Genomic DNA, 25,146 nt, shown 5'->3' on the forward strand with positions numbered 1-25,146 from the left:
GATGGCACGTGTTAAAAGCTAATGTAAAGCATTATCAAATATAGGCCTTCCATCTGCCCAAACATGGTGCGCTCTGGTGGCTGTTGACCAGTTCCAGGAGCGGATAGCGGCTTTGATAAAGCAGCGGATTCGGCCTGCATTCATAGAATAAGTGCGGCTATTGGGAGGCTAATATTTCTAGCGATTAAAAAGTAGTTTGCTACGGGTATGTTCAAGAGTCTATTTTTTTCAAGATTATGATTTTTAAAATTATGAGCTCAAGAGTATGTGTTCAAAAGCGTATATGTTAATGAACGGTCAAGGAGTTTTAATCAATTGTGTGCTTTAAATTCCTAGTCGGCTCGACTTTAAACTCTTATGTATAGCTCTTTGTGGTGCAGCATATTGTTTGCTGCACCATTTTGGGATGCTCTTTTAGTGGGAGTAAGCACTTGGTTGGTTTTAACTGGGTTGATGGTGAAAAATTATTTCTCTTGACCGTATGAAGGAAAGGTTATAAAGAATAAAATTCCTTGTAATCGTATAGAGGGGAAATAAATTGCTTATTGATCGTTTTGATTTAAAAATTCTTGAACAGCTTCAGCGCGATGATAGTCTTTCTATTGCACAGCTTGCAGAAGGGGTTGGTCTCTCTGTTACGCCGTGTTGGCGGCGAATACAAAAGCTGGAAAAAGACGGAATTATAGAAAAAAGAATTGCCGTGCTGAACCCTGAGAAATTGAATCTTAGTCTTACTGTGTTTGTGATGGTTAAAACGGATAAACACAACCAAGCTTGGCTTGATACATTTCAGGAGACGGTTAAAAACTTTCCTGAGATCGTAGAGGTTAATCGCCTTGCAGGTGAATACGACTACTTACTCAAGGTCATTACGCGTAATAACCAATCTTATGACGCCTTTTATAAAAGGCTGATTGCGAAAATAGAGCTCAGTAATGTCACATCGTGCTTCTCAATGGAACAAGTCAAGAAAACCACCGAGCTCCCCCTCGGCGATCTCTCGTGAGTGGATAGAACGCCTACAGAGTGGGGTCATTGGAGAAGGGCGCTTGATCCCCGGCCCATTTGGAGATTGCCCCTTGCTCTATGCCGATTACACGGCATCGGGAAGGGCGTTGGATATCGTCGAGCGGGCAATTCAAGAGGAGGTGTTGCCTCTGTATGCCAATACGCATACCGAAACCTCTTACACCGGTAAAATGACCACGCGACTACGGGAAGCTGCTCGCCAAGCTGTGGCGGAGTCTGTAGGTGCTGATGACGAATATGCGGTCATTTTTGCTGGTGCTGGTGCTACCGCGGCGATAGATCGTTGCTGTCGCATTCTTGAGCTGACCCATGGGCAAGTGGCAGCGAAGGCCGCTAAGCCGGTTGTTTTCGTTGGCCCCTATGAGCATCACTCTAATGATCTGGTATGGCGCGAGTGCGATGTTGATCTGGTACGTACTCCTCTGGATAGCGATGGTCTTGTTGATCTGGAGGTGCTTGAGCAGCAATTGCAGGCACATGCCGAGCGCGACGTTAAAGTCGTGGCGTTTTCGGCAGCTTCCAATGTCACGGGTATTCTGTCGCCCGTGGCCCAGATAGCCAAGTTAGCGCACCAATATGGCGGCTTGGCTGTGTTCGACTATGCGGCAAGTGGGCCCTATGTGGCGATCAATATGGCAGGCAGCGGCCAAGGCGATCATCTGGATGCCGTCTTCCTTTCTCCTCATAAATTTGTCGGTGGGCCTGGGAGTTCCGGCGTGCTGGTGATTCGCAAAGCGGTGTGCCGCAATGCGAAGCCCTCTATTGCAGGTGGCGGTACGGTATCTTATGTAACTGCCTCCCATCATCGCTATGTTCAGAATGTCGAGCGCCGGGAGGAGGCGGGTACGCCTAATATTTTGGGCGATATTCGTGCGGGATTGGCGTTCCGAATCAAAACAAAAGTTGGCGCTGAGACCATTGAGCTGCGCGAGCAAGAATTGGTGGCCATGGCCGTGGAGCGCTGGCAAAAAATAGCTAACTTGAACCTGCTTGGCTCACTTAATGCGCCCAGGTTGGCCATTTTCTCGTTCAATATCACTGCTGGAGAACGGGCGATACACCATAACCTGGTTGTTGCCATGTTGAATGACCTATTCGGTATTCAGGCTAGAGGTGGCTGTTCCTGTGCGGGCCCTTATGGTCATGAACTGCTCTCCATTGATAGCGATACGGCCGCAGCGCATGAAGCGTTAGTCCAAAAAGGTAGAAGCATATATCGTCCAGGTTGGGTAAGACTCGGATTTAACTTCTTTTTTAGCAATGAGTCGGCTAACTATGTAATATCTGCGGTCGAGTTTATTGCGCGTTATGCCCCGGCATTAATGAAACTTTACTCTGTGGATGAACATAGTGGTGTTTGGGTTGCCCAGCGCCCTGACGCATCAGCTCAATCCGAAGAGTCAGTAACGCCATGCCTATTGGATACGCTTTTCACTAAGGATGCATCTGTTGGAACAGCTGACGAGGCCACAGTGCTTGATTGCTTTGCCAGAGCGCTTGAATTGGTTGAACTGGCGGAAGCCCTGCCATTACCCGTTAATCGCCACGCTGAAGATGTACCCGTTCGTTGGTTCTGGTGGCCCCATGAGGCCGAACAGGCCATGCAGACACAAGCCGAGATGATGCCATGACCCTCACTCCCTCTTTGGCCGGTGCCGGCCTTGAAGCCTTAAATGCGCGTGTTAAGCACGACCTCGCCTGTCTGAACCTGCCGCCTGCTAATTGGGTCCCCTCATTAGAGAGAGAGGATGGGCGGCACGTTTACGATGTCGTGATTGTGGGCGGTGGCCAGTGCGGTTTAGTAGCGGCTTTCGCGCTACTGTCGGGAGGTATCTCCAATATCCGCATTTTTGATCGCAACCCGGCGGGTAAAGAAGGGCCTTGGATGAACTATGCCCGTATGGAGACACTGCGTTCGCCGAAAACATTACCAGGGCCCAGCTATGGATTTGCTTCACTGACCTTCCGGGCTTGGTATGAGGCGCAGTTTGGCACCGAAGCCTGGGAAACTCTTGACAAGATTCCGCGGCCTACTTGGATGGAGTACCTTTGCTGGTACCGTGAAGTTCTCAATCTACCGGTCGAAAATAGTGTCAAGGTTGAGCATGTTAAGCCTGAGGGAGAGCTACTCAGTCTTGAACTTTCTGGCTCCGGCGCGACGGCTGAGCGTGTTCTGACACGCAAACTGATTATGGCGACTGGCCGTGAAGGTACCGGTGCCCCCAAGATTCCCGATTTCGTTGCTGGTTTACCGGCGTCTCGCTGGGCACACACGGCGGACGATATCGATTTTACTGCCCTTAAGGGGAAGCGCGTGGTCGTGGTGGGGGTGGGCGCTTCGGCAATTGATAATGCAGCTGAGGCGTTGGAGCATGGCGCCAGCGAGGTTCGCTTTCTGATTCGTCGTCAGCAGATGCCGACGATCAACAAAATGATGGGTATTGGCTGCTATGGCTTTACTCATGGCTACGCAACGCTGCCGGATGAGTGGCGCTGGCGCATTATGCACTACTCGTTTATCACCCAGACGCCGCCTCCTCGTGGCTCGACGTTGCGTGTCAGCCGCCATGAGAATGCTTATTTTCACTTTGGTTGTGGCATTGAAAATATCCAAGTTGAAGGGCCGGAAGTGGTGATCACGACCCAGCAGGGCAAGCAGGTTCGCTGCGACTTTCTGATTCTGGGAACTGGGTTTGAAGTTGATCCACTGGCGCGTACCGAGCTGGCTGGGTATGCCGATCGCATTCTGCTGTGGCGTGACCAATATCAGCCACCCGCCGAGCTTGAGCATGAGGAACTGGGCAATTTTCCTTACGTGGATCGCGACTTTGCCTTCCAAGAACGAGAGCCAGGAGCGGCACCCTGGCTGCGTAATATTCACTGCTTCAACTATGGCGCCTCTATTAGCTTAGGCAAGGTCAGCGGTGACATTCCTGGGATCAGCGAAGGAGCCAGCTGGTTGGCAGGTGCAATTGCCGCAGGCTTTTATCGAGAAGACATTGAACGCCACTGGCAGCTACTCGAACACTACGACTCTCCGGAACTACTGGGGGATGAGTGGGAGCCTTCCCCATTGCCTTGAATGCGTAGCGCTAACATCGTCTTTGTATTGCAATGTTAAGGAACCGAAATGTCACATGTACTTGAAACAGCCGCTGGCGTACCCAGCAGCGGCCCGCTGGCCGAAGCCCTAACTATGCGCGGCAAGTTAATGGAGCTGACACAAGCATCCTATGAAGCCGCGCTGCTACCCAATGATGCCGGGAACCTGCCTGTCAGCTTAAGAGCGGCGCTGGCATGCCGTATGGCGAGAATTTGCCAGCAAGCTGGGCTGACACAGCACTATGCTGATTTGCTTGCCGGGTATGGCGATGATGCCGACCCTTACCAACTAGCTCTTCCAGGACAAATGCCACCGGCGGATAACCAGCGTTTGGTTGCAATGGTGGATTACGTTGATTTGGTCACCGAACGGCCGCGAGATGCCAGCGAAGCAACAATCGGTTCGCTACGTGCCGCAGGCATTGATGAAGCAGATATTGTCCGCTTAGCCGGGCTGGTTGCTTTCGTTAACTACCAGCTGCGCGTTGCCGCTGTGCTGAGTGTGATGGGGAAAAGCCAATGAGTCGTGTCATTCACAAGTTCACTACCCGGGTACCCACGTGGCGTCCCCATATCACCCCGATTGATTTTGATCAGGCGACGCCTGCTCAACGGGAAGCGCTGAAAGAGACGCCTTCCAACACCAAAATTTCCGACTATGTATTGGTGTTGGCGCATGATCCTGAGCCGCTGCGTATTCGCACGTCTCTATTTAACGGCATCATGTATGACAAGGGTGGTTTATCCCGTGAAGAGCGGGAACTGGGAGCGGTGGCAGCATCGGTCGTCAACCGCTGTATCTACTGCGCGGCTGTGCACGCTCAGCGTTATAACAACCTGACGCGTGATGAGCGGGTGATGCAGGAGATCTTCTTCAATGGCGAAAAGGCGGATATCGATGCACGTCAGCGTGCCATCCTTAAGTTCGGCATGCGGCTCTCTGAGTGCCCTCCTAAAGTAACCGAAGATGATATTGCCAGCCTACGTGAAGCGGGGCTGGATGATCAGGAAATTTTGGATCTTACCCTCTCAACCACTCTATTTGGTTGGGCAAACCGGCTTATGCACACCCTTGGTGAACCTGTATCGGGAGCATAGCTTAAGCAAACACCCGCTTTTTAAAACGTTGGCACATCCCTGGCGAGTATCTATCGGCAGCTAGTCACTATCGGCATTTAGTACCTATAGACAGTTAGTACCTATAGACAGTTAGTACCTATAGACAGTTAGCACCTATGGACAGCTAGTAAACCTATAAGAGGAACGTCCCCATGACAAAACGTACGTTTTCGCGCTTGGCCCTGGCAGCCGCAACTTCCATGCTTTTTATTTCCCCTGCTATGGCAGAAACCTTACGCCTGGGCACGGTAGTAAGTGCTCCTCACCCATGGATTGATGCTGCTGAAGCGTTTAAAGCCGAAGTAGCAGAAGCGACCGATGGGCGTATCGATGTACAGATTTTCCCAGGTGGCCAATTGGGTAATGACCAGACAATGGTCGATGAGATTCGTATCGGTACCACCGATATGATCATTGGCGGTGTGATGAATATTTCGCCGTATACCCCTGAGTTTGAAATTTTCAGTCTTAATTATCTGTTTGAAGATATGGATAAATTTCGGGCTGCCACCTCTCCCGACTCGCCCGTGTTTGACTACTTCGCCAACGCTATGCAGGAGTCAGGCGTAGGCTTGAAGTTGTTGAGCCTGACGGGAGGTGGAACGCGCAATTTAAGTACCAATACCGGACCTGTCACCCAGCCTTCGGACCTGCAAGGTATCAAGATGCGTGTCACAGGCTCGCGCCTGGATGCTGAGATGTGGCAATCAGTCGGTGCGTTGACGACATCGCTACCATGGACAGAAATTTACACTGGCTTGCAAACCGGCGTAGTGGGGGCCTTCGAGAGCACCATCAGCGGCTATTACTCAAGCCGCCTTTATGAGGTAGCTCCTTATCATGCCAAAACCGAGCACCAGGTGATGATGAGCCATATTTCCATCAGCGAGAACCGCTTTAACCGCTTCTCGGAAGAGGACCAGGCCATCATTCTCAATGCGGCCCAGCATGCGGGTGAATTCGGCACTGAAAAAGGAGTGGAGTACGATGCTGAATTTATTCAGGAATTCGAGGATCTGGGGGTAACGGTGACCGAAGTCGACAAGCAGGCCTTCATTGATGCGGTCGTTCCTCTGCATGACGAGTTTGCTGAGGAGCGTGGTTTGACTGAGCTGCTCGACACGATTCGCAACCTGTAAACCGCGAGCCATCAGCGCTTTGGCGTGCTGCTATGCGTCTCATCTGCAAGCAGTGCGCCAATGTAAGGGTAGAAAAATGCGGAAAATAAACGATCTGTTGGAGAAGCTCCTGACATTTATCGCAGGCTCGCTGTTTGCAGCCTTCATCCTAACGGTGCTCTATCAGGTGGTGGCACGTAACTACTTGAAAATATCAGTATCGTGGACCGATGAAGTCGCTATGGCCTGTTTTATTTGGGCGGTCTTTATTGGCGCGGCCATTGCACTGCGTAAGCGTAGGCACTATGTAGTGGACGTTTTCCCTCCAAGCTTTGTTATTACTCAGCGGGTATTACGCTTATTCGGTAGCCTAGCCTGTCTGCCCGTGATCTATGTACTGATTGTGCACGGTAATGTACTGGTGGATATGGGCTGGAACCGACGCTCGGTAGCGCTAGGTACGCCCATGGCCTATGTGTTCGCCGCGATCCCCGTAGCAGGTATCTCCATGTTGCTATTTTCTATTGAGACTATTCGCGATGATATCGCCAAGCTGCGTGCTGGTAGAGATGCGGCCAATGGTGGAGAGGCCCCCGAATCATGAGTCCATTGATTACCTTGATTGGCAGCTTTCTGATTCTTATCGGCCTAAGTGTCCCTATCGCTTTTGCGATTGGTTTGGCGTCCATATTGACGATCATGCAATTGGGACTGCCCTTAACATCGGTCGTTAATCAGATGTTTGCCAGCATTAATTCATTCCCGTTACTGGCCGTGCCTTTCTTTCTATTGCTAGGGCGCCTGATGAACGACGGGGGAATCACCGACCGTCTGCTGCGCTTTGCTGATAGTACCGTTGGGCATGTTCGCGGCGGTCTTGGCCACATCAATGTCATGGTATCCATGATGTTCGCCAGCCTCTCAGGGTCTGCAGCTGCAGATACTGCTAGCGTGGGGGCGGTGCTCATTCCGGCGATGAAGAAGTCGGGCTATCCCGCGCCGTTTGCTGTGGCATTGACGGCAGCATCGTCTGTGCTGGGGGGGATCATTCCGCCCTCGATTCTCATGGTAATTTACGGTGCCTTTGGCAACGTATCCGTGGGTGCTCTGTTTATGGGGGGCATTCTGCCAGGGATACTCGTCGGTTTGATGCAGATGGGCTATGTGTATTACATCGCGAGAAAGCACGATATTAAAGCAACGGGTAAGTTCTCTTTCCGCCAAATGGGGCGTACTGCGATCACCGCTGCTCCACCTATGGTGCTGCCGCTAGTGGTGCTAGGTGGCATCACCCTAGGCGTATTCACTGCCACGGAAGCTGCTTCGGTAGCGGTTTTGGTAGGCGTGTTGCTGGCCTTTGTTTTTTATCGAGCGATACGTTTTAGGCAGCTTCCCGGCATTTTGTCAGATTCCGTTGTCGCCTTTTCGTTACCCATGTTTGCTGTCGCTTCCGCAGGCATTATGGGATGGCTAATTTCGTACTTGGGGATCGCTCAGGAGGTCGCTAACTTTATCCTCACCGTAACGCAATCGCGGGTGGGCATCATGCTGTTGGTGATGCTGTTTATGTTAGTGATTGGCACTGTCCTCAGCCCGGTGACAGCAGTCATTATCTTCCTCCCCATTATTCAGGGACTGTGTATCGCGGCTGATATCAACCAGGTCCATATGGCACTGGTAGTGATTTTATCGCTCACCCTAGGGTTGATTACGCCTCCCTATGGTATTTGCCTGCTTATCGCAACACAGATTGGCGAAGTTTCCATGCCGCGTGCTTTTATGGCAGTAATACCGCTAATAGTGCTCATTATGTCGATAATTATCGCCATGATACTACTGCCAAGCGTCTTTCTGTATTTACCGCAATTAGTGTTTCCAAAAGCGTTTTAGTCAGGTGGGGTAGCGTTATATTAGCGCTACCCCTACCTTGACGATGCCAAATACAGCTACCCCTGCGGCGACCGGCCAGCCTAATGAGCGTAGCCGCGACCATACCCATAATGTGACGGCAAGACCGATAGCCGTGGCAAACCATGAAACGGCGCCTGGGCTCACTGGCACGATAGAAACACCGAGCACAGCGGCGATCATCAGCGGGCCGAGAATACTGAGCCATTGAGGCATATTGCTAATCCCCGTCTCGCTATTAATTCGGCGCTGCATCCATAGAAAAGGCACCACACGCATCAGCAACGTACCTATCGCAGATATCACCACCGCTAACCACAATGCACTACTCATGACTGTCTCTCCCTTTTTCAAACTTCACCATATAGAAGCACAGCGCGCCACAGGCAGCCGCTAGTGGGATGGCTACGTTGCCCCACCCAGTCAGCGTTAAACACAGCGCTGCAATGATGGTGAGTCCCATTGCTACTGCCCAGCGTTTATCGGTAAAACGCGGAGCCACCATAGTGAGAAATAGGGCAGGCAGCGCGAAGGGCATAATTTCACCCAACAACGGCCAGCGGGCGGTAAATGCTTCACCAGCAGTAGCCCCCACGGCAGTGCCCACTGCCCACGCTCCCCACGCCAGTAACGATGCACCTAAAAACCAGCTAAAGCGCTTCGCGTCAGGCAGTTGCGGAAGTCTGGTTAATGCCAGAGCAAATACCTGGTCGGTTAGGCCGTGCATTAACCATGGCCAGTGACGGCTGCGCGGCAGTAGCTCGGCTAGGTTAGGGCCGTACACCATGTGGCGCACGTTAATCAGTAACGTCATTGCTACCACCAACCACAGTGGAGCGCCGGTGGCGATCATGCCGACAAACAAAAACTGCGAGGCACCCGCGTAAATCAGCGCCGATATGGCTGTGGCTTCCCATGTGCTAAAGCCAGCTTGGCTAGCTACCAAACCAAACGATAGCGCCACCGGTATATAACCGCCTAATAGCGGAATCGCTTCCTGCACACCTTGCAGCGCGCTGCGCCACGGCGAGTGGCTGACGAGTTGGTTCATAGCGCTTCTCCCTGTTCGCCGTAAGTAATGGTAAGTAGCATGGTGGCCTCGTGGTCCTGGGTGCGGTAAAAGTGAGGCTTATCAGCACGGAAGGTGATGCTTTCGCCAGGGGTTAGCGTCGTCACTGCACCTTCTGGGCCGGCTTCTAACCAGCCGCTGATCAAGGTCAGCGTCTCTTGAGTACCCAGGGTGTGAGCTTCGGCGTGGCGCAGGGTATGAGGAGCGCAGCGCATCCAATAGGCATCTACCTGAGGCGAGCCTTTTCCCTGGTCGATTAACTGAACTTGCACGCCATCTTCACCTAAAGGCACAGAGATAGGCGCGACCAGAGTGCCGAAGGGGACATTAAGCTGCACTGCTAACCGCCAGATGGTATCCAAGGTGGGGTTGCCATTACCTTGTTCCAGACGGCACAAATTCGATTTGGCAATGCCAGCGGCATTGGCTAGATAGGAGAGTGACCAGCCCCGCGCTTGGCGAAGGGATTGCAAATGCTGACCTAGGGTACTTAGTGAGTGCTCATCCATTCGATTATCTCGCTGTTCCTTTTATAGAACGTTCTATATAAGGAACAGCGAGAAGTCAACCAAATTGCGTTATAACCTGTGGTCAGAACCGGAGGGTTGACGGGCTCGGCAGGCGGCAGCAGTGAATAGCACATCCGTTGAGGAATTCAGCGCAGTTTCGGTCGCGTCTTGTACCACGCTGATGACAAAGCCAATTGCTACTGCTTGCATGGCGACTTCTGTGGGAATGCCAAATAGGTTGGCGGCCATCGGAATGAGCATCAGCGAGCCACCGGCTACGCCTGAAACACCGCAGGCAGCCAGTGCAGACACCACACACAGTAGTAGGGCAGTGGGGAAGTCAACGGTAATGCCTAGCGTATGGGTGGTCGCCAAGGTAATCACCGTTATGGTGATTGCTGCACCACACATGTTGATCGTCGCACCAAGCGGAATTGAAATAGCGTAGGTATCGGCATCCAGCTTTAGACGGCGACACAGCTCTAAATTTACGGGAATATTTGCCGCTGAGCTGCGGGTAAAGAAGGCGGTAATGGCACTGCCGCGCAGGCAGGTAAACACCAGTGGGTAAGGGTTCTGACGGGTAGTGAGATAAACGAGCAGCGGATTGCTAACAAGAGCAACAAACAGCATACAGCCTACGATGACCCCTAGCAGTTGAGCGTAGTTGAGCAATGCCTCTACCCCTGACTCTGCCAAGGTTCCCGCGACTAAGCCAAAGATGCCAATCGGCGCTAAGCGAATTACCAGCGTGACAATGCGGGTGACAGCAGTAGATAAATCGTTTAACGCTTGGCGGGTGGTGTCGCTGGCTTGGCGTAGCATTAAGCCAAGGCCAATGGCCCATGCCAGGATAGCGATAAAGTTCGCTTCCATCAGCGCACTTACCGGGTTAGCCACCGCATTTAATAACAGATCCCTTAAAACGCTAAAAATATCCCCAGGTGGATTGCCGTCAATTTGCTCCGCATTCAATGCAAGTTCGGTAGGGAATAGAAAGCTTGCCGCCACTGCAATTAGCGCAGCGACTAATGTGCCTACCACATACAGTATGAGCACGGGGCGAATGTGAGTGGGTTGGCCTTTCTTGTGGGCAGCGATGGCAGCGGTAACCAGCACAAAGACTAAAATAGGAGCCACTGCTTGCAGCGCGGCAATAAATAGCTGACCAAGCAGTGCCACATTGCCTGCAATGTCCGGTGTGAAAAGGGCGATAAATATCCCGGCAACAATGCCAATTAAAATCTGCGGGATAAGGCCCAGCCGGAAAAGTGGCTGGAACACGGTGTAGACGGTGGCGATCATTGCGCGACTCTCAGGTAGTAGAAAGGGGGAAACGTTGTGGCGATAGGCCGTGGACGTGCCTGAAAGGGACAGCATTCTACCAGCTGTGAGTATCTCGCGGGCAGTGGCAGGAAAAACTTGGCTAAGGCTCTCAATTAGATAAGTAACTGACGATATAATGTGCTGATCGCTATGTTTTGATCTTGGCGATACTAGATTGCAATCTATCGCTTCTCTTAAAAGAAAGAGAAAAGAACAGGGAACTTATCAATGCGCATTAAAGTGTTATTCGCTGCACTGCTGGTACTGTGTAGCTCTTCGCTTGCAATGGCTGCCGACTACCATATCGATATCACTAATCGTACGGGCTATATCTTGTATTACATGTATATAAGCCCCGTCGACTCAAAAAGCTGGGAAGAGGATGTGCTCGGTAATGACGTCTTGATGGATGGTGATACTCAACGGGTGGCGATCACGGGGTATGACAGTCCCTACTTCGATATTCGTTTAGTCGATGAAGACGACGACAGTTACACCTTCTGGAAGGTAGATGTATCTACCCGGGATCTTGTGGTTACGCTAGATGATTTAGACTGATAAGAAATTCTAAACGGTTTGCCTCCCTTAACAGCAACTCGGCTGATGAATCTTCGGCATAGAGGCAAGCCGTTTATATAGCCATTGGTTAGCTAGTGGCGTGATAAGAACGAGATTGGCTTTTAATCGCATAGAGATAGAATTATCACCTTGGCCACGACCGCAATGTCCAATAGCCTCCCCATAGCCGCGTGGCAGTCGTGATTAGGCAAGCGACTGCGAATAGGCCCGCTAACCATGGAAAATAGTCAGGAAATAGGCAAAAGAGTACTAACGCGATCACGGTCTCTGTGCCTTCGGTTAACCCCTCTAAATAGTAAAATGCCTTTTGTGGAAAGTTTGGCCGTTCAACATTGCGTGCTTTCGCCGCAATAGCAAAGGCTAAAAACGATGTCCCTGTGCCGATAAATGCGAATAGCAATACCGCTGCTGCCAGCGCATTTTGCCCAGGGTTAGCCAGCGCGAATCCCAGTACTACCGCAGCATAAAAGACAAAATCTAACCCGATATCAATGAACCCACCCGCATCGCTTTGCTGGCCGCTTAGCCGGGCAAGTGCACCATCAAGCCCATCACCGAGGCGGTTCAATAAAATCGCCATCAGTGCCAAAACATAATATTCAAAGGCTAATAGCGGTAGCGCGCTGATACCCACTAAAAAAGCCACTAAGGTAACTTGGTCAGGGGTAATCTGCTGGTTGTTGAGATGCCGAGCCATACTGGCAAGTGGTCGATGGGTCAACGGCATAGTAAAACGGTCGAGCATGTGAGTACCTCCCTGGAAAAAGACTCAAACCTAGCGGGATAAAAGTGCCGTGTCACATCAGGGTAAGGAGCGCTAACAGCTACAACTAAAGTTGTTAGACTTTGGTTGTAGTTTTCGTCAATTCGCTGGACTAATACCTGGCTGCAGTGAATAAAGGGCACCAAAAAGCCAGCTAGGCTGGTTTAAATACGCCATAGGAGGAGCTGAGAGAAGCTCCCTTTCGATCACCTGACTGCGAACGGTACTTTGATAATGCGCAGAACTGCCACTATGACACTCTGGGAGTCGCTTTGGCACTCCCATGACCAAGCCAAAAACCTACTTATGTGTGCGTTGCCAGCCGCCGGCGCTGGACGCTCATCCTCTGCTAAGTCAGGTGAGCAACAACATTCGGGTAGCAAACCGCCAAAGCCACCTGCCTATACGACTGCTCAAAAGGTTGGGCTAGTGCTAGGACCGATGCTGTTTGCCTTCGTGCTGCTGTTTTTTCATCCGGCGGAGCTTAGCTTAGAAGGCCGCATGGTACTTGCCACTACGCTTTGGGTGGCCGTGTGGTGGATTACCGAAGCCATCCCTATTCCTGTTACGTCACTTTTGCCCATTGTATTGCTGCCGATCACCGGCGCCCTTGAGAGTAGTGCGGTTACGGCAGCATACGGCAACCCTATTATCTTCCTTTTCCTCGGCGGTTTTATGATTGCTCTGGCGATGGAAAAGTGGGATCTGCATAAGCGTATTGCCCTCACCATTATTTCGGTATTGGGCACCAGCATTAACAGTATTGTGTTCGGCTTTATGGCGGCCACTGGCTTTTTGTCGATGTGGGTATCCAACACGGCGTCGGTCATGATGATGCTGCCTATTGGCACCGCGATTGTCTATCAGGTAACCCAGGAGCTTAATAAGAGCGAGGGTGATCATAGCGAAGACATCGATAAATTCAGTAAAGCGCTGATTTTTGGCGTTGGTTACGGCGGCACTATCGGCGGTTTGGGTACCCTGATTGGTACACCTCCCAATATTATTCTGGCAGCGATTGTGAATGAGCTGTTTGGCGTTGAAATTACCTTTGCCAGTTGGATGATGTTTGCTTTCCCGGTCGTAGTGGTGCTGCTGTTTATTGGTTGGCTAATGCTGACACGCTTTATTTACCCGATTAACTTCAGCAACCTTCCGGGTGGCAAAGCGCTCATTGCTAAGGAAAAGGCCGCGCTGGGTAAGATCACCTTTGAAGAGAAAGCCGTGCTGGTCGTTTTCCTGTTAGCGGCGTTTTTCTGGATTACCCGTTCTTTCCTGTGGCAAGGCCAAATACTCACCATCCCAGGTATTAACGACACGATGATTGCCATTGTGGCGGCGATTGCGCTGTTCTTAATTCCCTCGCCAAGCAAAGGCGGCTGCCTGCTGGGGTGGGATATTGCCAAAGACGTGCCTTGGGGCATTCTGCTGTTATTTGGCGGTGGCTTGGCAATTGCTGCTGGTTTTGGTTCTTCTGGTTTAGCTGCCTGGATTGGTGGCCAGATGAGCGTGCTGGAAGGCGTTAACTTCTTGCTAGTGATCTTGTTAGCCGCTGGAATGGTGTTGTTCTTGACCGAGATTACCTCCAATACAGCAACGGCCACGATGATTCTTCCGGTGCTTGCCTCGTTGGCGCTGGCGTTGGATATCCATCCGTTCGTGCTAATGGTACCTGCTGCCATGGCAGCTAACTGCGCCTTTATGCTGCCGGTGGGCACACCTCCCAACGCGATTATTTTTGCGACCGGAAAAATCAAAATTATCGAAATGGTACGCAATGGGTTCTGGCTGAATATTTTCGCGCTACTGCTGATCGTCGCAGCGGTTTATTTCTTATTGCCCCTCATGTGGGGTATTGACTTAACCACCTATCCGGACGCGTTCCGCGACTAACCGCCAGTCACTACTGTTGCTTAAGCCCCGCCATGTGCGGGGCTTTTTGTAGAGAGCTTTGGTAGATAGCTTTGGTAGATAGCTTTGGTAGATAGCTTTTTGTGCTGCGTGACGGACAGTTTGGAAGGCAGATTGCTATGATGGGGCATATTTTTTTGCGTTGAGCCTGCCATGCGACTACTTCATACCGCCGATTGGCATCTAGGGCGGCTGTTTCACAACCTCTCTCTGCTGGAAGACCAGCGCCATGTGCTGAACCAGCTCCTGGATATTATTGACCGCGATGCGGTGGATGCTGTGCTGGTTGCAGGCGATATCTACGACCGTTCGGTGCCGCCATCCGCTGCCGTCACCCTGTTAGATGAGGTGCTTGGCGAGCTGTGTGAAAAGCGTGGCCTACCGGTGATTATGATTTCCGGCAACCACGACGGCGCTGAGCGACTCGGGTTTGGGGCGCGGCACCTGCGCCAAGCAGGGCTGCATATTTTGTCTGATCTATCTGCCTGCGATCACCCGGTGACACTGTCGATTAATGGGGAAGAGGTGGATGTGTTCGGTATTCCCTACGCTGACCCGGAGTATGTGCGCAGCCAGTTTTCGGTGGATGTCCGCGATTTCGACAGCGCCCACCGTTACTTAGTTGAACGTATCAACGCCCAGCGCCAAGCGGGCCGACCTACTGTGCTTATGAGCCACTGCTTTGTAGATGGCGGCAGCGCCAGTGATTCAGAGCGACCGTTAACCTTGGGAGGCGCGGAAAGCGTCGCTTGGGAGCCGATGCAGTCGTTTGACTATGTCGCCTTAGGCCACCTTCATGGACCGCAATATCGCGGTGGTGAGCATATTCGCTACAGCGGCTCGTTGCTTAAATACAGCTTTTCAGAGGCTAACCAGCGCAAAGGCGTCACGCTGGTGGATATTGGCCCCGAGGGTGTGAGCCAGATCGAACACCGCCCGCTGACGCCGCGCCGAGAGGTCCGTGTGCTGGAAGGCGAACTGGCCGGGCTGCTAACACAAGGCAAAACCGATACCCAAGCCGATGACTATCTACTCGTTCGTTTGACCGACCGCCATGCGATTCTTGACCCCATGGGCAAGCTACGCGAGGTCTACCCCAACGTGTTGCATTTAGAAAAGCCCGGCATGCTGGAAGCCCAAGGGCGTCAGCAGTTAGATCGCGAACGGCTGCAGTTCAGCGCGTTGGATATGTTTAGTGATTTTTTTAGCCAAACCAGCGGGGGCAACATGAGTGATGAGCAGGCCAGTGCCATGCGCGAACTCATCACCACCCTAAGCCGTGAGCAGGAGAGCCAGTCATGACGCCGTTGACGCTCACCATGCGGGCGTTTGGCCCCTTTGCTGGCAGCGAAACGATCGACTTTACTGCGCTGGGCAAAAGCCCGTTGTTTCTGATTAACGGCCCCACGGGCGCAGGGAAAAGCTCGATATTAGATGCCATCTGTTTTGCGCTTTACGGCCAGACCACCGGTAATGACCGCGATGCCGGCCAAATGCGCTGCGACCAAGCTGCTGCTAGCTTGTTGACCGAGGTCAGCTTGGATTTTCGCCTGCGTGATAGTGCTTACCGAGTGCGCCGAGTGCCCCAGCAGGAGCGCCCCAAGGCCACTGGTGAAGGCACAACCACACAAAGTGCTGAAGCCCAGCTGTGGCGGCTGACCCTTGAAGGTGATGAGGATGAATGTTTGGTGGCGCGTAAGGTCACCGATGCCAACAGCCAGCTGCACGCTTTAATAGGTCTGGATGCTAATCAATTCCGCCAAGTAATGGTGCTCCCCCAGGGGAAGTTTCGTGAACTGTTGTTAGCGGAATCGAAAGACCGCGAGAAAATTTTTTCGCAGCTATTTCAAACCCAGATTTTTCAGCGTATTGAAGAGCGCCTGCGTACCCAGGCGAATCAGATAGAGCGAGCGGTGAATGATCACCGCCAGCATATCAGCGGCATTTTGGCTGGTGGCGAGCTGGAAAGCGAAGCGGCATTGGCGCAAGAAGTAGAGGCGCTAACGCCGCAAGTAGGGCAAGCCCGTCAGCGTTTTGAAACCGCTCAGCGGCAACGCCGTAGTGCTGAACAGCGACGAGATGAAGCCCAAGCGTTACAGCGCCAATTTGAAGCGCGGGACAGCCTCGCCGCAGAGAAAGCACGCCACCTTGAGCAGCAGGCGCAAATAACGGCCTTTCAGAGCCGCTTGACCCAAAGCGACCACGCTCAAGCGCTGCGACCTTACAGTGCTGCGTTAGTCCAGGCCCTGCAATCACTCACTACCGCTCAAGAGGAGCAGCGACAGGCCGATGCCGCGCTGACTACCCAGCGTACGAATACTCAACAAGCCAAGCGTACCTTTGAAGCGGCGCGCCAACGCCAGACCGAACTACCTGCACTGCGCGAGCGCCATCGTCAGTTGGGCGAGTTTATCCACAAAAGCCAGCAGTTAAGTGAGCTTGAAGCGCGCTGGCAAGCGGCACAAACCGCTTGGCAGCAAGCCGATGACATACTAAAACGTGATGAAGCTCAGTTAGACGGTATTCGTCAGCAAGGTGAAGCGCTAAGCGTTACGCTTGAGCAGCTGCAAACGGAAAGTCAGCAGTTGGCCAGCGCCCCTGCAGAGCTGAGCCGCCATGAGAGCCTGCTAGCTCAGCGACAGGAGTTGGAGGCGCTGATGCGGCAGGGGCGTGAACTTGTCGCTCAACAACAGCAGGCAACGGCGGCACTTCAAGGTCGGCGCAGCGAAGCAGAACAGGCTAAGCGCCACGCAACCGAGCAAGAGATGCGCTGGCACCAAGGGCAAGCCGCACTGTTAGCGCTCACTCTGGAAGCGGATGCACCTTGCCCGGTGTGTGGCAGCATTGAACATCCATCCCCAGCGGTTCAGCATGCTGATATTGTTACCCAAGCGCAGGTAGAAGAAGCCCGTTCAGCCCAGGAACAGGCCCGCCACGCCTTCCAAACCGCCGAGCGTCAGGAGCAACAATTAGCACAACAGCTTAGCTATAACGCTGAGCAGGCGCAGCGCCTTAGTCACCTGCTTGGTGAGTGGGCCAGCCAACCGCCGTTTGAGCTGCAACAGGCCTGCGAACAATTGCGCCGCCAAGTCGCGCGTCGGCAACAGGTCGAGAGCGAGATTAACCGGCAAAGCGCTGCCCGTGACGAGCTACGTAGCAGCTGGGGCACGCTGGACAAACAGCTCAAAGCCCAGCGGCCTGCGGTTGAAAAGGCCAAAGAGGAGGCGTTACGGCTAGCGAGCCAGCGCGATCAATTAAGCCAGTCACTGCCAGAAGATGCCCGTAACCCGTTAGCCATGCGCCAAACGCTCACTGAACTTGATAACCAAATTGCTGAGCTTGAACAGGCTTGGGAGCGTGCACAGCAGGTGCTTTCGACGAGCGAAACCCAGCAGGCGCGGGCAGAAGAGCAGCTGCGCAGTGCAAACCAACAGCTGGCGCGTAACCAGCAAGCGCTTGAGCAGGCCCAGGCTGAGTGGCAAATAGCGCTACAGGCAAGTTCGTTTGACTGCGAAGCTGATTTTCAGGCGGCTCAGCTAGAGGATAACCAGCGGCAAGATTTGGCTCGCCACGTAGAGGCGTATCAACGCCGTTTGGCTGAACTTGACGGCGCGCTACACAATTACCACGCCCAGCTGGCCGAAAAAACGCCGCCAGATCTCGTCGCACTCACCACACTCACCGAAGCCGCCCAGGCGGAGGAGCATACTCAACTCGATGCATGGCGGGCGCTAGATGGGCGGCTAAATACGCTGCAGGGTGTTCACCAGAAACTTACCACCGCCCGTGCGGCCCAGGCCAAGCTTGAAGCCCAGTATCGGGTGTGGGGGACATTAAGCGAAGTGGCGAACGGGCGCACCGGTAATCGCATTAGCTTGCAGCGGTTTGTACTGGGTGTGCTACTCGATGATGTACTGATTCAGGCGTCTGAACGGCTGGTGCGTATGAGCCGCGGGCGCTACCAGTTGGTACGACGCGAAGACCCATCCAAGGGCAACAAAGCTTCGGGATTGGAGCTGGATGTGGCCGATACCTACACCGGTAAGAGCCGTTCGGTAGCGACGCTTTCCGGCGGCGAGTCCTTTATGGCGGCCTTGGCGTTGGCACTAGGGCTTTCTGACGTGGTGCAGGCCTACGCAGGCGGGATTCAGTTGGATACGCTATTTATTGATGAGGGCTTTGGTAGCCTTGATCAGGATGCATTAGACCAAGCGATTGCGATGCTCAGTGAGTTACAAATGGGCGGGCGAATGATCGGCATTATCTCTCATGTCAGCGAACTCAAAGAGCAAATGCCTGTCCGTGTTGAAGTGCGTGCCAGCCGATTTGGTAGCTCGGTGGAAGTGAAGGGCGCGCTTGTTTAATGCCTAGGGTGGCGTTAATTCATGCTGCGTTCATACAGCATGTTTTATAACGGAAGCGAAGCGTCTAGCGAGCCCTAGAGATACTATCCACTTAGATACTATCCACTTAGATACTATCCACGTAGGAGTACAAGGATGAACGCAAGCAAGATTTTACAACAGTTGATGAAGCAGGCCAGCGGCAGCAGAAGTAGTGGAAGCAGTGGTGGAAACAGCGGAAGCGGTATCGATGTTAAAGGCGTTATTGATGGGCTATCGCGCCAGCTAGGCGGTGGTAGCAGTAGCGCAGGCCAGGGCTCGCGGCAAGGGGGCGGCTCTAGCGGTTTTGATATTAAGAGCCTATTAGGTGGTGGCGCAATGGGCATGCTCATTGGCTCTAAGCGTGGTCGTAGCATGGGCGGTAAAGCGCTCAAGTACGGCGCAATTGCTGGTGTGGGCATGCTGGCCTGGAAAGCATGGCAAAGCTCCCAGGAAGGGAAAAATGCGGCTAGCTCGTCCAGTGCTGGTCAAAATGCATCCGAGGGCGAACGGGTAGAAGTGCTTAGCGGTGAGTATCAAGAGCGGCGCAGCCTTGAGCTGTTGCAAGCAATGATTATGGCCGCCAGGGCCGATGGCCATATTGATGAGCAAGAGCAGGCACTCATCACAGAGCAGATCGATGCGCTAGGTGCCGATCAGGAGATGCACCGCTGGGTCGAGCAGCAGCTCAATGCTCCGCTGGATGCTCAGACACTCGCCCGTGAAGCTGACTCTCCCCAGGCTGCCCGCGAGATGTATCTGATCAGCGTTGCGGTGACCGATGATCAAAATCCCATGGAGCGCGCTTGGTTGGATCAATTGGCAAGTGCGCTGAATCTCTCGCCCGACATGGCTGCCGAGCTTGAGCGCCAGGCGCAGCAGGCAGGTTAATGCTGGATACCTTTAATTTTTGGCTAGCCACCGGCTTTGGGCTGGGGCTAGCGCCAGTCGCGCCGGGTACGGTTGGTTCGCTGCTGGGCATTCCCTTAGCATGGTGGTTGTTAAGCCGACCGCTGGTGCAGCAGGGCGTTATCATCGCTGTTCTGCTGACACTTGCAGTGCCGATTTGTCACGTCGCTGCGTGGCACTACGCAGGGTTAGATCATGGCAGCATTGTTGCCGATGAGTACTTGGCGTTCCCGCTAGCGGTTATTGGGCTGCAAGCAGCACGCCATCCACTGGTGATGGCGTTGGCATTCGTTATTTATCGCTTCTTTGATTCGCTGAAGCCGCCGCCAATTCATTTGGCAGAGTATGTGCAGGGTGGCTTTGGTATTGTGTTAGACGATGTTATTGCGGCGTTAGTGACGTGGGTAGTGATGGCCCTGATAGTGAAGTTTTGGCAGCGCCGAACCGCAGAGCAACATTAAAACTGCTAATAATACGAGTAATGAAAAAAGCGCCGCTAGCCTGTTGAAAGCTAGCGGCGCGTTCGTTTTATGGCCTATGGTTCTGAGCGTTTATCGCCTCACTCTTTAACAACAATGACCGACTTTGCGTTAACGAACTCAAGCATGCCAAAACCGCCATGCTCACGCCCATAGCCCGAGTCTTTAACGCCACCAAACGGCATTTCCGGGGTGGCAACTCCAAAGCCATTGATAAACACCATGCCAGTGTCGAAGTACTTGCTGGCAAGCTCAGTGGCACGCTGCACGTCTTTAGAGATGATGCCTCCACCGAGGCCATAACGGCTGTCGTTGGCAATGCGCATGGCGTCTTCGTCGTCTTTAGCGCGAATGAGCGCCGCGACTGGTCCGAATAGCTCGTCATCGTAGGCGGGCTGGCCGGGCGTTACGTTCTCCAGCACGGTCACTGGGTAAAACGCGCCTTTGCCAGATGGTTTTTCGCCGCCGCAGAGGATTTTTGCGCCTTTACGCACACTCTGCTCCACCTGCTCGTGGAGAGCATCGCGAAGGTCAACTCGCGCCATGGGGCCTAAGTGAGTGTCATCTGCCCTGGGGTCGCCTACCTTCAGCGCCTTCATTTTTTCCACAAAACGCGCTTTGAACGCTTCATAGTTAGCGTCGGTCACTACGAAGCGTTTTGCAGCCACACAGGTCTGTCCGGTATTAAACACACGGCCAGTGACACAGGTTTTGACGGCAACATCGAGATCGGCATCATCCAGCACCAAATAGGCATCGTTTGAGCCCAACTCCAGTACGGTTTTTTTCAGGTGTTCGGCGGCTTTTGCCGCTACTTTACGTCCTGCACCATCACTACCCGTAAGCGTGACGCCACGAACCGCCTTGTGTGCAATCACCTCATCAGATACATCGTGAGAGACAATGATCGTGCGGAAAACGTTTTCTGGTAGGCCAGCCTCACGGTAAATCTTTTCGAGCAGTAGGCCACTGCCAGTGACATTCTCAGCATGTTTTAGTAGCACGCTATTACCCGCCATAATGTTGGCGATGGAGTAACGCACTACTTGATAAGCGGGGAAGTTCCACGGCTGTATGCCATAGATAACGCCCATAGGAGAGTAAGTAACAATGCCACGCTCGCCGTTGCTGGGGTTGCGCTGTTCGTCAGCTAATATAGTGGGGCCATGTTTCGCGGTGTAATTACATATACCCGCGCAAAGCTCGACTTCCTGGCGGGCTTGGCTGGGTAGCTTGCCCATTTCATTCACCATCAGTTCGGCAAGCTCTTCTTTATTGGCGTTAAGCGCTTCGCCAATGGCTTTGACTACCTTAGCGCGCTGCTCAAGTGGTTTAAGTCGCCAATCAAGAAACGCTTCATGGCTAGCCTCGACAATCTGCTTGGCCTGGCTGGCATCCATTAGCGCATAAGTCTCAAGCGTTTCGCCGGTGGCCGGGTTGACGGTGGTGATGCTGTTGCTCATAAGATCTCCTATCTTTTGATCAACGGGGCGTTAAAGAATAGACCAGTTATTAGCCGACTGGTCTATTAATGTTGATTCTCCACTCTAGTAGAAAAACGCCGGTTTGCCCAAATTGATTGTTAGCGTCTTAACTACAGCGCTCCCTCTAGGGCAGTCATCGGTAAAAAATGTTCCGTTAAACTTGCGCGTTAAGGTAGGCTACTCAAATATTGGCCCACCGGCCTCTTCGCCCCATACCTCTTCCAGGCGATTGTCCCGACCACAGCTCAAGCGATAGAACCGATAGCGTAGTGGATTCTTTTGATAGTAATCCTGGTGGTACTCTTCAGCTTCCCAAAACTCGCTGGCGGGAGTTATTTCAGTCGCTATAGCCTGGCCAAAGCGCCCTTCCATGTCAGCCTTCGACGCTTCTGCTAGTTTCCGCTGTTCTTCACTATGGTAAAAAATGGCTGAGCGGTACTGGTCGCCGCTGTCGCAAAACTGGCGGTCTACGGCGAAAGGATCAATATTGCGCCAGAAAATCTCTAACAACTGCTCGTAGCTGATTTGGCTGTCATCATAGCTGATTTGCACTACTTCGATGTGGCCAGTGCCGCCGCGAGAAATTTGTTCGTAGCTAGGGTTTTCAAGCTCGCCGCCCATATAACCAGAAGTAGTGGCGCTGACGCCGGGCTGCTTATCGTAGGGAGGTTCCATGCACCAAAAACAGCCGCCAGCAAACGTAGCTTCCGCATTAGACTGAGCATGGAGTGGCGTGCTGGCGAGACCTGCGGCAGCTATGACACACAGCGTTAAGGGCTGAGATAAGGGGCGAAAAAGCTGGAATCGAATCATGGTAATCACTCCAGTAGACGTAGTGAGTTATCGCTCGCTGTAGAGTCAATTAGTGGCAACGGTGGCGACTACCTTACATAACCTATTCGCTACCCCAGCCGGTAAGGCCATACTGTGTCTAACGTATCCAGGGCTGCTTTGAGCGCCGGTTCCGCAGCGCGTTCTTTGCGCCATATCATGCTAAGTGCGCAGGGCAGGCGCACATTTTCGGCTACAGCCAAACCGCTTTCCTGGCGTTCGGCCATTGCCAGCGCATCCCTTGCTAAGCTTAGACCCACTCCCGCACGGACTAAATCCAGCATACAAGCTTCTTGATCTACTTGGGCAACCCTATTCGGCGTGGCGCCACTTGAGGTTAGGACGCGATCTAGCAGTCGGTGGTGCGCTGAGACTGGGGGAGTGACTATCCAGGGAAGCTTGGCTAGAGCTTCCCAGCGAGTATCTAACAGTTTGGTTTCCCAGCCTGCTGGAGCAATGACGTGGTAGTGGAAGTGGGTCAGCTCACGCCAAGCAAGGAGGTCGCTTCCTGAACCCTCACCGGGAGGAGCGAGAAAAAAGCCTACATCCAGTTCGCCTTGCTCCACCCTCGTTAATACGTTGCCACTCATTCCGTGATGCAACTCGGTTTCCAGTTGAGGGGCGCGGGCCATCAATCGGCTGAGAAATTTGCCCAGGCGAATAAATTCCGGATCAACAATCGTGCCGATTTTTAGTTTTCCACGCAGGGTGCTGTGCAATGCGCTAGCGCGTTGCTCAAAGGCCAGGGCGCTGGCCAGGGCATTTTCTGCGGCGGGTAATAACGCATAGCCATCGGCAGTGAGCGTTAACCCCTGAGGGCGACGGGTGAATAGGGTTAACCCTAAGTGCTGCTGAAGCTGCTTCAACTTTAGACTGACGGCGGGTTGAGTCAGGCAGAGCTGGTCAGCTGCCCGTGAAACGCTTCCGGTACGTGCGACGGCTACAAATGCCCGTAGCGCAGAGTTTTCTTGCATAAGCGAGCACCTGTTGTCGCTGTGTTATTTGAAAAGCTTATATCCTGGTTAAAAAATACTCAATTGATTGCCTCGCAGGGCTGGTTAATCTGTCGATACTTAATTCGTTATTTTAATCTGCTTATAAAGGTAGCCACATGACAACAACCACTATTAACCATTTCATTAATGGGCAGATCAGCCAGGGAAGCTCGAGTCTTTCGCAAAATGTATTTAATCCTGCGACGGGTAACGTCACCGGAAACGTGGTGCTCGCCTCTGCACACGATGTTGATAGTGCTGTGCAAGCCGCTAAAGCGGCATTTCCTACTTGGGCAGACACCCCACCCATTCGCCGGGCACGGGTAATGTTCAAGTTTTTGGAGCTGCTCAACACCCATAAAGATGTGCTGGCGGAAGCAATTACTAAAGAGCATGGCAAAGTGTTTACCGATGCCCAGGGCGAAGTTGCCCGCGGGATTGATATCGTTGAATTCGCTTGCGGTATTCCCCAGTTGTTAAAGGGCGATTATACGGAGCAGGTAAGCACCGGGATTGATAACTGGACCATGCGACAGCCATTGGGCGTGGTAGCGGGTATTACGCCGTTCAACTTCCCGGTTATGGTACCGATGTGGATGTTCCCGATTGCGATTGCTACGGGCAATACCTTCATCCTCAAGCCTAGTCCGCTTGACCCCAGTGCTTCGCTGATGATCGCCGATCTGCTCAAGCAGGCAGGGCTGCCGGATGGCGTATTCAACGTGGTTCAGGGCGATAAAGACAGCGTTGAAGCGTTGATCGACCATCCGGATGTTAAAGCGTTGTCATTTGTTGGTTCTACGCCGATTGCTAACCTGATTTACGAGCGCGGCGCTAAGCACGGCAAGCGGGTGCAAGCACTGGGTGGCGCTAAAAATCATATGGTCGTGATGCCAGATGCCAACCTGGATAAGGCGGTGGATGCCCTGATTGGTGCTGCCTACGGCTCGGCGGGCGAACGTTGTATGGCAATCAGCGTGGCGGTGCTGGTGGGCGATGTGGCGGATGGTGTGGTAGCTCAGTTGGCTGAACGTGCCAAGGCGCTGAAAGTTAAGGACGGCATGCAGTTGGATGCGGAGATGGGGCCGATTGTTACCCGCCAGGCCCATGAGCGGATTACCGGTTACATCAATAAAGGCATAGAGGAAGGCGCACACTTGGTGGTGGATGGCCGAGAATTCGATGCCGCGCAAACTGGTGACGGCTGTGCTGAAGGCTTCTGGATGGGCGGCACTCTGTTTGATCATGTCACCCCTGAGATGACCATATACAAAGAAGAGATATTCGGCCCAGTGCTGGCTTGTATTCGAGTGCCGGATATTGCCACCGCCATTCAGCTGATCAATGACCATGAATTTGGTAATGGAGTGAGCTGCTTCACTGAGAGCGGTAGTGTTGCACGGGAATTTGGTCGCCGTATTCAGGTGGGCATGGTCGGTATCAATGTGCCCATTCCGGTGCCTATGGCGTGGCATGGGTTTGGCGGCTGGAAGCGTTCGCTGTTTGGCGATACGCATGCTTATGGCGAAGAGGGCGTGCGTTTCTATACCAAACAGAAATCCATTATGCAGCGTTGGTCAGACTCGATTGATTCAGGCGCTGAGTTTGTGATGCCTACGGCGAAGTAACGCCA

General features: G+C 52.9%; 23 protein-coding genes. 15 read left to right on the forward strand and 8 right to left on the reverse strand.

Annotated elements, in window-relative coordinates:
- The first annotated feature begins 538 nt into the window (after window positions 1-538).
- The 8 genes from HVE01_RS01225 (at window position 539) to HVE01_RS01260 (ending at window position 8,258) form a co-directional block, all read left to right on the forward strand.
- Complete coding sequence (locus HVE01_RS01225) at window positions 539-1,006, forward strand: Lrp/AsnC family transcriptional regulator (protein WP_099049290.1); 468 nt, start codon at window positions 539-541, stop codon at window positions 1,004-1,006.
- Window positions 936-2,660, forward strand: a complete 1,725-nt coding sequence (locus HVE01_RS01230) for an aminotransferase class V-fold PLP-dependent enzyme (protein ID WP_146941949.1) — start codon at window positions 936-938, stop codon at window positions 2,658-2,660. The genes HVE01_RS01225 and HVE01_RS01230 overlap by 71 nt, the downstream gene beginning before the upstream one ends.
- The gene (locus tag HVE01_RS01235) at window positions 2,657-4,111 is read left to right on the forward strand and encodes an NAD(P)-binding domain-containing protein (protein ID WP_125750666.1); all 1,455 of its coding nucleotides are present in this window, start codon (window positions 2,657-2,659) and stop codon (window positions 4,109-4,111) included. Before HVE01_RS01230 ends, HVE01_RS01235 begins: the two co-directional genes overlap by 4 nt.
- A 48-nt stretch (window positions 4,112-4,159) precedes the next feature.
- A complete protein-coding gene (locus HVE01_RS01240; RefSeq protein WP_125750663.1) occupies window positions 4,160-4,654 on the forward strand; it encodes a CMD domain-containing protein in 495 nt (164 codons plus the stop codon).
- The gene (locus HVE01_RS01245; RefSeq protein WP_125750660.1) at window positions 4,651-5,229 is read left to right on the forward strand and encodes a peroxidase-related enzyme; all 579 of its coding nucleotides are present in this window, start codon (window positions 4,651-4,653) and stop codon (window positions 5,227-5,229) included. Before HVE01_RS01240 ends, HVE01_RS01245 begins: the two co-directional genes overlap by 4 nt.
- 173 nt (window positions 5,230-5,402) lie before the next feature.
- Window positions 5,403-6,389, forward strand: coding sequence for a TRAP transporter substrate-binding protein (locus HVE01_RS01250; protein ID WP_089039560.1), 987 nt, complete (start codon window positions 5,403-5,405; stop codon window positions 6,387-6,389).
- Window positions 6,390-6,465: 76 nt separating this feature from the next.
- Complete coding sequence (locus HVE01_RS01255) at window positions 6,466-6,972, forward strand: TRAP transporter small permease (RefSeq protein WP_125750654.1); 507 nt, start codon at window positions 6,466-6,468, stop codon at window positions 6,970-6,972.
- Complete coding sequence (locus HVE01_RS01260) at window positions 6,969-8,258, forward strand: TRAP transporter large permease (RefSeq protein WP_146941951.1); 1,290 nt, start codon at window positions 6,969-6,971, stop codon at window positions 8,256-8,258. The genes HVE01_RS01255 and HVE01_RS01260 overlap by 4 nt, the downstream gene beginning before the upstream one ends.
- 15 nt (window positions 8,259-8,273) lie before the next feature.
- Here HVE01_RS01260 and HVE01_RS01265 read toward each other — a convergent pair whose 3' ends face one another.
- The 4 genes from HVE01_RS01265 to sstT all read right to left on the reverse strand — a co-directional run bounded on the left by HVE01_RS01265 (window position 8,274) and on the right by sstT (window position 11,159).
- The gene (locus tag HVE01_RS01265; RefSeq protein ID WP_146941952.1) at window positions 8,274-8,609 is read right to left on the reverse strand and encodes an AzlD domain-containing protein; all 336 of its coding nucleotides are present in this window, start codon (window positions 8,607-8,609) and stop codon (window positions 8,274-8,276) included.
- Window positions 8,602-9,327, reverse strand: coding sequence for an AzlC family ABC transporter permease (locus HVE01_RS01270; protein ID WP_125750645.1), 726 nt, complete (start codon window positions 9,325-9,327; stop codon window positions 8,602-8,604). The genes HVE01_RS01265 and HVE01_RS01270 overlap by 8 nt, the downstream gene beginning before the upstream one ends.
- A complete protein-coding gene (locus tag HVE01_RS01275) occupies window positions 9,324-9,854 on the reverse strand; it encodes a helix-turn-helix domain-containing protein (protein ID WP_146941954.1) in 531 nt (176 codons plus the stop codon). Before HVE01_RS01275 ends, HVE01_RS01270 begins: the two co-directional genes overlap by 4 nt.
- A gap of 69 nt (window positions 9,855-9,923) precedes the next feature.
- Window positions 9,924-11,159, reverse strand: coding sequence for a serine/threonine transporter SstT (gene sstT / locus HVE01_RS01280; protein WP_146942141.1), 1,236 nt, complete (start codon window positions 11,157-11,159; stop codon window positions 9,924-9,926).
- 249 nt (window positions 11,160-11,408) lie between these two features.
- Here sstT and HVE01_RS01285 point away from each other — a divergent pair, with 249 nt between their 5' ends.
- Window positions 11,409-11,738 (forward strand): hypothetical protein, encoded by a 330-nt coding sequence (locus HVE01_RS01285; RefSeq protein WP_125750640.1) that lies wholly within the window; start codon window positions 11,409-11,411, stop codon window positions 11,736-11,738.
- Between the two features lie 145 nt (window positions 11,739-11,883).
- Here the strand turns inward: HVE01_RS01285 and HVE01_RS01290 are convergent, their stop codons facing one another.
- Window positions 11,884-12,504, reverse strand: coding sequence for a CDP-alcohol phosphatidyltransferase family protein (locus tag HVE01_RS01290; protein ID WP_125750637.1), 621 nt, complete (start codon window positions 12,502-12,504; stop codon window positions 11,884-11,886).
- Window positions 12,505-12,774: 270 nt separating this feature from the next.
- On the opposite strand from HVE01_RS01290, the gene HVE01_RS01295 reads away from it, so the two are divergent.
- From HVE01_RS01295 to HVE01_RS01315, 5 genes are all read left to right on the forward strand, one after another.
- The gene (locus HVE01_RS01295; protein ID WP_125753734.1) at window positions 12,775-14,415 is read left to right on the forward strand and encodes an SLC13 family permease; all 1,641 of its coding nucleotides are present in this window, start codon (window positions 12,775-12,777) and stop codon (window positions 14,413-14,415) included.
- Between the two features lie 171 nt (window positions 14,416-14,586).
- A complete protein-coding gene (locus HVE01_RS01300; protein ID WP_146941956.1) occupies window positions 14,587-15,735 on the forward strand; it encodes an exonuclease SbcCD subunit D in 1,149 nt (382 codons plus the stop codon).
- The gene (locus HVE01_RS01305) at window positions 15,732-18,797 is read left to right on the forward strand and encodes an AAA family ATPase (RefSeq protein WP_146941958.1); all 3,066 of its coding nucleotides are present in this window, start codon (window positions 15,732-15,734) and stop codon (window positions 18,795-18,797) included. Before HVE01_RS01300 ends, HVE01_RS01305 begins: the two co-directional genes overlap by 4 nt.
- Window positions 18,798-18,932: 135 nt before the next feature.
- Window positions 18,933-19,706: a tellurite resistance TerB family protein gene (locus HVE01_RS01310; protein WP_146941960.1), complete on the forward strand. Its 774-nt coding sequence runs from the start codon at window positions 18,933-18,935 to the stop codon at window positions 19,704-19,706.
- Window positions 19,706-20,185, forward strand: a complete 480-nt coding sequence (locus HVE01_RS01315) for a phosphatidylglycerophosphatase A family protein (protein ID WP_146941962.1) — start codon at window positions 19,706-19,708, stop codon at window positions 20,183-20,185. The genes HVE01_RS01310 and HVE01_RS01315 overlap by 1 nt, the downstream gene beginning before the upstream one ends.
- 98 nt (window positions 20,186-20,283) lie before the next feature.
- Here HVE01_RS01315 and HVE01_RS01320 read toward each other — a convergent pair whose 3' ends face one another.
- The 3 genes from HVE01_RS01320 to HVE01_RS01330 all read right to left on the reverse strand — a co-directional run bounded on the left by HVE01_RS01320 (window position 20,284) and on the right by HVE01_RS01330 (window position 23,492).
- Window positions 20,284-21,666, reverse strand: coding sequence for an NAD-dependent succinate-semialdehyde dehydrogenase (locus HVE01_RS01320; RefSeq protein ID WP_146941964.1), 1,383 nt, complete (start codon window positions 21,664-21,666; stop codon window positions 20,284-20,286).
- 198 nt (window positions 21,667-21,864) lie between these two features.
- Entirely contained in the window at window positions 21,865-22,500 is a 636-nt protein-coding gene (gene msrA, locus HVE01_RS01325) for a peptide-methionine (S)-S-oxide reductase MsrA (RefSeq protein ID WP_146941966.1), read from the reverse strand.
- 89 nt (window positions 22,501-22,589) lie between these two features.
- Complete coding sequence (locus tag HVE01_RS01330) at window positions 22,590-23,492, reverse strand: LysR family transcriptional regulator (protein ID WP_146941968.1); 903 nt, start codon at window positions 23,490-23,492, stop codon at window positions 22,590-22,592.
- Between the two features lie 137 nt (window positions 23,493-23,629).
- Here HVE01_RS01330 and HVE01_RS01340 point away from each other — a divergent pair, with 137 nt between their 5' ends.
- Window positions 23,630-25,141 (forward strand): CoA-acylating methylmalonate-semialdehyde dehydrogenase, encoded by a 1,512-nt coding sequence (locus tag HVE01_RS01340; protein ID WP_146941970.1) that lies wholly within the window; start codon window positions 23,630-23,632, stop codon window positions 25,139-25,141.
- The last annotated feature ends 5 nt before the right edge of the window (window positions 25,142-25,146 follow it).

It is taken from the genome of Vreelandella venusta, assembly GCF_007989605.1.
Lineage (GTDB): Bacteria > Pseudomonadota > Gammaproteobacteria > Pseudomonadales > Halomonadaceae > Vreelandella > Vreelandella venusta.